Annotated in this window: 8 protein-coding genes and 1 pseudogene; 8 read left to right on the top strand and 1 reads right to left on the bottom strand. The window is 70.7% G+C overall.

The features are described from left to right. Positions 1–484 precede the first annotated feature (484 nt). The 8 genes from pyrF (at position 485) to GT354_RS00270 (ending at position 7,457) form a co-directional block, all read left to right on the top strand. Complete coding sequence (gene pyrF / locus GT354_RS00305; protein ID WP_161354095.1) at positions 485–1,180, top strand: orotidine-5'-phosphate decarboxylase; 696 nt, start codon at positions 485–487, stop codon at positions 1,178–1,180. 589 nt (positions 1,181–1,769) lie between these two features. Next, complete coding sequence (locus tag GT354_RS00300; protein ID WP_161354094.1) at positions 1,770–2,561, top strand: hypothetical protein; 792 nt, start codon at positions 1,770–1,772, stop codon at positions 2,559–2,561. Continuing rightward, positions 2,558–3,331 carry a response regulator transcription factor gene (locus GT354_RS00295; protein ID WP_161354093.1) on the top strand — a complete coding sequence of 258 codons (774 nt, stop codon included), beginning with the start codon at positions 2,558–2,560 and terminating at the stop codon, positions 3,329–3,331. Before GT354_RS00300 ends, GT354_RS00295 begins: the two co-directional genes overlap by 4 nt. Beyond that, the gene (locus GT354_RS00290) at positions 3,328–4,686 is read left to right on the top strand and encodes a HAMP domain-containing sensor histidine kinase (protein ID WP_346011755.1); all 1,359 of its coding nucleotides are present in this window, start codon (positions 3,328–3,330) and stop codon (positions 4,684–4,686) included. Before GT354_RS00295 ends, GT354_RS00290 begins: the two co-directional genes overlap by 4 nt. A gap of 135 nt (positions 4,687–4,821) precedes the next feature. Continuing rightward, a complete protein-coding gene (gene mihF / locus GT354_RS00285; protein ID WP_026218483.1) occupies positions 4,822–5,145 on the top strand; it encodes an integration host factor, actinobacterial type in 324 nt (107 codons plus the stop codon). Beyond that, complete coding sequence (gene gmk / locus GT354_RS00280; RefSeq protein WP_346011754.1) at positions 5,129–5,731, top strand: guanylate kinase; 603 nt, start codon at positions 5,129–5,131, stop codon at positions 5,729–5,731. Before mihF ends, gmk begins: the two co-directional genes overlap by 17 nt. A 77-nt stretch (positions 5,732–5,808) precedes the next feature. After that, positions 5,809–6,072 carry a DNA-directed RNA polymerase subunit omega gene (rpoZ, locus tag GT354_RS00275; protein ID WP_020551792.1) on the top strand — a complete coding sequence of 88 codons (264 nt, stop codon included), beginning with the start codon at positions 5,809–5,811 and terminating at the stop codon, positions 6,070–6,072. A 401-nt stretch (positions 6,073–6,473) separates the two neighbouring features. After that, a complete protein-coding gene (locus tag GT354_RS00270) occupies positions 6,474–7,457 on the top strand; it encodes a TIGR03617 family F420-dependent LLM class oxidoreductase (protein ID WP_346011753.1) in 984 nt (327 codons plus the stop codon). Between the two features lie 352 nt (positions 7,458–7,809). Here the strand turns inward: GT354_RS00270 and GT354_RS00265 are convergent. Next, a pseudogene (locus tag GT354_RS00265) lies at positions 7,810–9,011 on the bottom strand (hypothetical protein); the annotation flags it as partial.

Genomic DNA, 9,011 nt, shown 5'->3' with positions numbered 1-9,011 from the left:
GGGTCGGTGCCGGTACGGGCGGGGGGCGTGCCGGCATTGGCATGTCCGGGGCGGGGTGGGGCGCGGGTTCGGGGCCGGTCGGGTGGGGCGGCCCGGGCGGAGGGTTTGGCTGGGGTGGCTCGGGTCGGCTCGGGGCTGGTGGGTCGGGTCGGTCGGATCGGTCGGTTCCGTCGGTTCTGTCGGTCTCGTCGGTCCCGTTGGTCCTGTTGGTGTCGTCGGTCCTGTCGGTTGGGTCCGGCTCGGTTGGATCGGGCCGGGTTGGATCGGGCCGGGTTGGATGGGTCGTTCGGCTCGGGCGGTTCGGTTGGGGCGGGTCGGGTGATTCGGCTCGGTTGGGTTCCGTTGGTTGGGTTCGGCTCGGCGGGTCGGGTGCTGCGGCCTGGTTGGGTTCGGTCGGTTGGGTTCGGCTTGGGCGGGTCGGGTGCTTCGGCCCGGTTGGGTTCGGTCGGTTCGGTTCGGTTGGTTCGATGAGAGTGGGATTCGGATGAGCAACGTTGCGCCCGTGGCGGTAGCCCTGGATGCCCCCGACCTCGACCGCGCGCTCGCGTGGGCAAAGGCCGTGGGCCCGCATGTGAGCACGATCAAGGTGGGCCTGGAGGTCTTCCTGCGAGACGGCGCGGACGGCGTTGTAGGGGCCCGTGAGGCCAGCGGTGGCCGGGACGTGTTCCTGGACCTCAAGCTGCACGACATCCCGAACACGGTCGCGGGCGCGACGCGTTCGATCGCGCGGCTCGCGCCGACCTATCTGACGGTGCACGCGAGCGGCGGCAGCGCGATGGTTCGCGCCGCCGCCGACGCGGCGCCCGAGATCAAGATCGTCGCGGTTACCGTGCTGACGTCCCTGGCCGAGGAGGACCTCACGGCGATCGGCCTCGCGGGCCCCTCGATCGAGGCCGCGCGGCGGCTTGCCGGTCTGTCGGTCGCGGCCGGCGCGCGCGCGATCGTGTGCTCGCCGCGCGAGGTGGCGGCGGTCCGGGCCGAGGTGGGTCCGGGCATCGTGCTGATCACGCCGGGGGTACGGCCCGCCGGGGCCGCGCTCGGCGATCAGAGCAGGGTGGCCACTCCGGAGCAGGCGTTGGCCGATGGGGCGGACCTGCTCGTGATCGGGCGCCCGATCACCGGCGCGGCGGATGTGGGCGAGGCGGCGCGGGCGATCGCGGAGGGGCTTGCCGCGCGCTGACCTTCGGTGTGGTGGGTGGTGTGTGTGGCGGGGTGGGCGACCGGTTCTGAGAGGTCGGGGTTTCGGGGCTACGAGGCTCCGGGCTTCGGGATGCGGGTTTCGGTCTTGAGGCTTGAGGCTTGGGGCCGGTCCCGGTTTTGGGGACGTGACGGGTTCCGGCGCCGTCGCGGGTTCGGGTTCGGGTTCGTCACGATGGCAGGTCGCGCCGTGCGTGAGCGCCCCTCCAAAACAAGAGCATTGATCGCAACCGAGAGCATCGCTCGCTATTGAGAGCGCCATTCGTACTCCAGATCACTGCTCACAGGTCGGCCGGGTGCCCACCCCGAAGCCCGCCCAACCGACCGTTTCACCCCTGCGGCGCGGTGCGCGGACGCCGCTCACAACCGAGAGCACTGCTCTCATCGTGGTTGGCGGGCCACCGTTTCGACGTGTCGGGTTCGGAGCGGGCGGTGCCGTGGGGCGATTCGCTCGGTGATTCGACGGCGGATGCGGTGCGTGGGTTCGGTGCGGCGATGTGGGCTGTCGACTCGGCCTCCCGTTCACCTCGTCAACGCACGGAAAATCGCCCGTATCGGGTCATGATGTCCGGATGATCACGAAGCGGCGAGCGGCAGTCGCAGTCGTGGTGTGCCTGCTCACGGCGAGCGGCCTGAGCGGCCTGAGCGGCTGTGCTCGGGACGGGGGAGCCGTCGACGGCGGCGCCGCCCCGTCGATCACCCCGCCCCCCGTGGCGGTCCCGCTGTGGCCCTCCAGCGCCCCTTCGGCGTTCCCGGATGCCCCCGGGGCGGCGGTACGCGAGCCGGAGTCCATCACGGTGCCGCTGAGCGCGCCCGACAGCGGCGACCTGCGCGACGTGAGCCCCCAGGCGATCGTGCTCGCCGATCGCGTGCCCGGCGAGGAGATGCGTGCCCGCGTTCGCGGTTGCCCCGCCGACTGCGGCCTGCGTGAGCCCATGTACCGCGACCTCACCGGTGACGGCCACGTCGACCTCCTCGTGGCCGTCGACGAACCGTCGGGCCGAACCGGCCTGCTCGCCTACACGCTGCTGGACGGCCGGATTGCGCACATCCTCGGCGTCGAGGACTTCCTGACCGGCATCGACACCCTCGGCGCGGACGTGGTCACCCACGAGCGGCTCTACGCCGCGTCCGACCCCGTGTGCTGTCCCAGCCTGCAATACAGCACCCGGTACCGCTGGAACGGCCGCGAGTTGAACCCGATCGTGCTCCAGACCGAGGGCGGCGCGGACCAGTGCAAGGTCGCCCCCAAACCGAAGGCACCGATCCCCAACGGGCCGGCCGCGAGTGGATCGGCTCCGGGCGGCCCGGCCCCGAGTGGAGCGACTCCCGCGCCGGCGACGACGAACAGGAACGGCCCATGACCGACGACGCGCTCGGCCCTCGACTGCTCCTCGCCGAGGACGACGAGGTGATCCGGGAGGCGACCGCGCTCGCGCTCCAGCGCTACGGATTTCGGGTCACCGCGGTGGGCGACGGGCTGACCGCGCTCGAATCCTTCCGCGCGGATCCCCCGGACGCGGTGCTCACCGACGTCATGATGCCCGACCTCGACGGCGTCGGGCTCACCCGACGGGTCCGGGAGAACAGCACCGTACCGATCCTGATGATCTCCGCCCGCACGGACCCGATCGACATCGTCTCGGGCCTGGAGGCGGGCGCCGACGACTACATCACCAAACCGTTCGAGAGCGCCGTGCTCGTGGCCCGGCTGCGTGCGGTGATGCGGCGAGTCGATACCGCCGCGCCCTCGGCGTCTTCCGCCGGCGCCGCGTCTTCGGCGACTTCCGGGCCGGCCGAACCTTCGGCCGGGTCTTCGCCCGACGACCGCCTCGGCGGCGACGACGACCTGGCCGACCTCGACGACCTCGACATCGACACGGTCAACCTCGAGGTGACGGTGGCGGGGGCGCCCGTTTCGCTCACCGCCACCGAGATGAGGTTGCTGCTCGAATTCGTCAAGAAGCCCGGGACCGTGCTCACCCGGCACACGCTGTTGGAGAACGCCTGGGACTACGCGTGGGGCGGCGACACGCGCGTGGTCGACGTGCACGTACAGCGCCTGCGCGGCAAGATCGGCGCGCACCGGATCGAAACCGTACGCGGGTTCGGCTACAAGCTGCGCCGCCGGTGAGTTCGGCCGCCGAGGCCGCCTCGACGCGCCCGCGAGGCCGTTTCCGCAACACCCTCCGGCTGCGGATCAGCGCCGCGATGGTCGCCATGGCGATCGTCACCGCCCTGGTCAGCGGCCTCCTCGTACGCGAGGTGTCGCAGAACCAACGGATCGACCGCGGCCGCGACATCGCGCTCGCGCGTCTGGAGACCGCGCTCGGCGAATACGGCGCCACCGGCGACGTCGCGAGCACGGGCGCAGCCCTGGACTCGACGGCGCTGCCCGCCGCACTCACGCCACTCGTCGACCGCGGCCGCAAGGCGACCGTGCTCGTCGGCAGCGGCCCACGCGAGACGATCTGGGCCGCCACCCGCGTCGGCGACCACGTCGTGTCGGTGGCCTCCCCGTACGACATCCAGCAGAACGCGGACACCGACCTGGACCGGATCATCCTGTTCTCCGGTGTGATCGGTGTCGCACTCGCCGGCCTCATGGGTGTGTTCGTCGCGGGCGGGATCAGCCGCCGGATGGGCCACGTCCAGCGGGCCACCCGACGGATCGCCGACGGCGACCCGCAGGGTCGGGTGGGCCCGGTCCGCGGCCGGGACGAGGTCGCCGAACTCGCCGACTCGGTCGACCGGATGGCCGGCGAACTGCGCGGCCGACTACGCCAGGAACAACGTTTCACCGCCGACGTCGCGCACGAGCTGCGCACCCCGCTGACCGGCTTGGTGACGGCTGCCGAACTGCTTCCGCCGTCGCGTCCCACCGAGCTGGTCCAAGACCGGGTACGGGCCCTGAACACGCTGGTGGAAGACCTGTTGGAGGTATCCCGGCTGGACGCCGACGCCGAACGCGCGGACCTCGTCGAATGCGATCTGTCCGCCGCGGTCCGCCGCGCCGCGGCCCACGCCGAGGCGGCCGGAACCCCGGCCGTGACGGTCGAGCTACGCGCCGCCGCGCGCGTGCGCACCGACCCACGCCGGCTGGAGCGCATCCTGACCAACCTGATCGTCAACGCCCACCGGCACGGCGCCCCGCCCGTGGTGGTCGTCGTCGACGGTTCCACCGTATCGGTGCGCGACCACGGCCCCGGCTACCCCGCCGAACTCCTGGAGTCGGGGCCCCAACGATTTCGCACCGGCCGTCCCGAACGCGGCAGCGGTACCGGCCTGGGCCTGACCATCGCAACCGGGCAGTCCCGAGTCATCGGAGCGGAGCTGACTTTCGCAAGAGCGCCGGGAGGGGGCGCGGAGGCACGACTGCGCCTGCCGGCCGCCCCCAACGAGTCCGACGCTCCGTCAGGTCAGGGTTCTTGCCCAGGTAGCCGGGCTTTTCCCATGGATTCGGGCGACGCAGACCGATTCGCCGACTAGGCTCCCTCGTGAGCCGGCCCGGTGGAGTGTCGCGCGTTGCCGCGAACGCTCTGACCAGCTAGGTTCCACTGTTTGTTGGTGGCCGTCCGAGCCGGGCGGCCTTGAGGATCGCAACGAAGTCCGAGGTGACACGGCGTGGCTCTCCCACCCCTGACCCCCGAAGAACGCGCGGATGCGCTCGCTAAAGCCGCTGCGGCTCGGCGGGAGCGCGCCGAGGTGAAGAACCGGCTCAAGAACTCCGGTGCTTCGCTCAGCGACGTCATCAAGGAGGGCAAGGACAATCCGGTCGTGGGCAAGATGAAGGTATCTGCCCTGCTGGAATCCCTCCCCGGCGTCGGCAAGGTACGCGCCAAGCAGCTCATGGAGAAGCTCAACATCTCCGAGACCCGGCGTGTCCGCGGTCTCGGCACGAACCAGATCGCAGCGCTCGAACGGGAATTCGGTGGCTCCGCGTCCTGACGCGGGCGCCGGCAACGATCCCCGTACCGTGCACGGCACCCGTCGACTCACTGTGCTCTCCGGCCCCTCCGGGGTCGGCAAGAGCACGGTGGTCGCTGACCTGCGCCGCCGTCACCCCGAGGTTTGGCTGTCTGTGTCCGCGACCACACGCAAGCCCCGTCCAGGGGAGAGCGACGGTGTGGAGTACCACTTCGCCGACGGCGATCAGTTCGACAAGCTGATCGCCTCGGACGAACTGCTCGAATGGGCCGAATTCGCCGGGAACCGATATGGGACCCCGCGACGGCCCGTGCTCGAACGGCTTCAAGCCGACGTTCCCACCCTGCTCGAAATCGATCTCCAGGGCGCCCGGCAGGTTCGGCAGGCGATGCCCGAGGCACGCCTGGTGTTCCTCGCCCCGCCCTCGTGGGACGAATTGGTCCGCCGTCTGGTGGGCCGGGGAACGGAATCCCCGGAGGTCATCGAGCGGCGCCTGGCCGCCGCGAAGGTCGAGTTGGCCGCGGAATCCGAATTCGATGTGACGCTGGTCAACACGTCCGTCGAAGACGTCGTACGCGAACTGCTAGCCTTGATGAACGTATCTTGATCGTTGTGGCTGCCCGTTGATCGACGGCAGCCCGACATTCACCCGCAGCTTTCGCAGCTTTTCGAAGGGCCCGCGCCTTGTCAGCTTCTTCCACCGCACCCGAGGGCATCATCAACCCGCCCATCGACGAGCTCTTGGAGGCGACAGACTCCAAGTACAGCCTCGTCATCTACGCGGCGAAGCGTGCTCGGCAGATCAATGCCTACTACTCGCAGCTCGGCGAGGGCCTGCTGGAATACGTGGGTCCGCTCGTGGACACCCACGTGCACGAGAAGCCGCTGTCGATCGCGCTGCGCGAGATCAACTCCGGCATGCTGACGGCTGAGCCGATCGAGGGCTGAGATCGTTCGTGGCATGTGCTTGATCGCTTGACCGCTTTTGTTCGACACGTGGGGCCCGGCCGGATTTTTCGGTCGGGCCCTTCGTGCGTTTTGGCGCGGAGCGCGGCGGGGTGAGGTGCGGGTGGTGTGGGGGCGTGGATGGTGGTGGGGCGTGGGTGGCGTTCGGGGCGGGAGTCGCCTCGACCCACACGCGCGCAGGTCCGAGCCCCGCCCTTCTCGGCAATGCGCCACGAGCAGCGACACGCCCGCGCCCGTCCCCGCTCAGGTCCGCCCCGGGCCCGCCCCGTGCCGCGTGGTCTGCCTTGACCTTGTCGGCTCGATGGCGTAGCTCTGTGCGGCGGTGGGTGTGCTGTGGACTCGGAGGGGTGGCTCGGGTGTTGCCGGTCGATACGTTGCTGGATGTGCCGTTGCATCAGGCCGGGGCTCGGGCTCGGGAACTGGGGGAGGCCGGGTTCGACGGGGTCTTCACGTTCGAGGGGCCGCACGACGTGTTCCTGCCGCTCGTTCCGGCGGCGGCCGCGGGCGTCGACATCATGACGAACATCGCGGTCGCGTTCCCGCGGAGTCCGGTGCATCTCGCGCACACCGCGTACGACCTGCACCTCGCGTCGCACGGGCGGTTTCGGCTCGGGCTCGGTACGCAGATCAAGGCCCACATCGAACGCCGCTACGGCGCGACGTGGTCGCGGCCGGTCGCGCGGATGGCCGAGACGCTGCGGGCGGTGAAGGCGGTCCTGACGTGCTGGCAACAGGGCACGCCTCTCGATTTCCACGGCGAGTTCTTCGACCTCACGCTGATGCCGCCCACGTTGCGGCCACAGCCCAATCCGTACGGGCTTCCGCCGCTGCTCGCGGGGGGCGTGGGGCGGAAAATGACCACGATGGTGGCGGAGAACGCGGACGGGTTGCTCGTGCATCCGCTCAATACGGACCTCTTCGTGCGGGGTCCTTTGGCGGACGGCGTGCGGGACGGTCTGGTGCTGTCGGGGCGGACCCGGGAGCAGTTCTCGGTGATGCTGGACGTGATCGTGGCGGCGGGGCGGACCGAGGAAGAACTGCGGGAGGCGATCAAGGGGGCACGGGCCATGGTCGCGTTCTATGCGTCCACGCCCGCGTATCGGCCGGTGCTCGATGCGGAGGGGTACGGGCCGCTTCAGGCCGAGCTGCACGCGCTTGTTCGGGCGGGGCGGTGGGCGGACATCCCGCACGCCATCGACGACACGTTGTTGAGGCGGGTGGTGGCGGTGGGGGAACCGAAGGACGTCGCCGAGCAGTTGGCCGGGCGGGCCTACGGGGTGGCCGACCGGTTGGGGTTCTACCTCCCCTATCGGGCGGATCCGGGGTGTGTGGCGGAGGTGCTTGACGAGTTGCGGTCGTTGACGTAGTGGCGGGGTTGGGCGGTGTGGCTGCCGTTGCCGTTGCCGCTTGTGTGGGTTGGTTGGTGGGGTGGTGGTTGTCCTCAAACGCCGGACGGGCTGATGGGGTTGCTCGGGTGGGGCTTGTTGGTTGGTGGTTTGTGGGTGGGTGTCCTCAAACGCCGGACGGGCTGAATTGGTGGTGGGCTTGTTGGCCGGCGGTTTGTGGGTGGGTGTCCTCAAACGCCGGACGGGCTGAATTGGTGGTGGGTTTGTTGGCCGGCGGTTTGTGGGTGGTTGTCCTCAAACGCCGGACGGGCTGATGGGGTTGCTCGGGTGGGGCTTGTTGGTTGGTGGTTGTCCTCAAGCGTCGGACGGTGGGTCAGTGCAGGCGGGCTACTGCTTGGCGGAGGCGTTTCAGGTTTCTCAGGCGGCGTTCGTAGCCGGCTCCGGTGAGGATGAGGAGTAGGCCGGTGGTGGCGAGGATTGCCCAGCGGGGGACTGCGTTGTAGACCGGGGCCAGGTGGGGGAGCAGGTGGACCAGGGTGACGGTGGTCAGTACTGCCGCGCCTTGGAAGAGGGGGGCTTGGAGGCGGAAGCGGGCGCCCAGGAGGAGGGTGACGATCGCGGCCAGGCCCAGGAGGCTCGGGAGTACGGGGTCGCCTCGGGTGAGCGCCGAGGGCAGTGACGGGAGCAGGAGGACGGCGATCGGACCGCCGTATGCCGCCCACGAGTTCGTGTCGGGCTTGGCGCGCCGCCGGAGCAGGCCCTCGGTCAGCAGGGCGAACCCGAGTGGCAGTGTGTACGCCTCCGGGTGCTCGACGCCGAACAGCGCCATCCGAACCCAGTAGGCGGCGAACAGCAATGGGACCGCCGCGATGTGCGCCGGCAGCCGTAGGGGGCCGCGCGGCGTGGTCAGGGCGCCCAGGCCGATGATCGCGAGCGGGATCCAGAGCTGTTCGGGGTCGGCGGCGACGGTCGCGGCTACAGCCACGACGGCGCAGGCCGCCGCGGTGAGCGCAGTCGGGAGACCGACGCGCGGGAGACGGGCGCAAGCGACGTACACGGCCATCGCGACCGCCACCGCGGCCAGGCTCGGCCCGACCGGCTCGATGTCGGTCCACCGGTACAACGCCGCCGGCACCGTCGCGGTGACCAGGACGACGGCGGCCGGTGCCCAGCCGGGGCGCAGTACGGTGCGGCTGCGCAACGCGCTGTGCAGCACGGCCGCCGAGGCGATGCCCAGGGCGACCGGCAACAGGTCGCCGGACGCCCCCATCGCGACGATCGCCGCCGCGCCGGCCACCCCCTCGACCGCGACCGCGCCCGTGGGCACGTCGTGCAGGAAGGTCGCGAGCACCAGGAGTACGGCAGCCGCACACACGCCGGCCACCGCCTGCCCCGACTGCCCCACGTCGAGCCGGTACAGCGTCGCCGCCGCCGTCGCGTAGAGCAGCACGCCCGTGGCCGGCGCCCACGCGGGCCGCAGCGCGGTACGGCCGAACAGCGAGCCGAACAGCGTCGCCGCCGCCGCGACGGCGAACGCGGCGGGGGAGACCTCGGGCAAAGTCGCCAACGCGACCG

Origin of the sequence: Streptomyces sp. SID3343 (assembly GCF_009865215.1) — a bacterium.
GTDB lineage: Bacteria > Actinomycetota > Actinomycetes > Streptomycetales > Streptomycetaceae > Embleya.
The sequence above is the reverse complement of the archived record's forward strand: the minus strand, read 5'-3'. Positions and strand labels throughout refer to the sequence as shown.

Coding starts and splice junctions, on each gene's coding strand:
- pyrF (WP_161354095.1), top strand. CDS start 485: ATGAGCAACGTTGCGCCCGTGGCGGTAGCCCTGGATGCCCCCGACCTC.
- GT354_RS00300 (WP_161354094.1), top strand. CDS start 1,770: ATGATCACGAAGCGGCGAGCGGCAGTCGCAGTCGTGGTGTGCCTGCTC.
- GT354_RS00295 (WP_161354093.1), top strand. CDS start 2,558: ATGACCGACGACGCGCTCGGCCCTCGACTGCTCCTCGCCGAGGACGAC.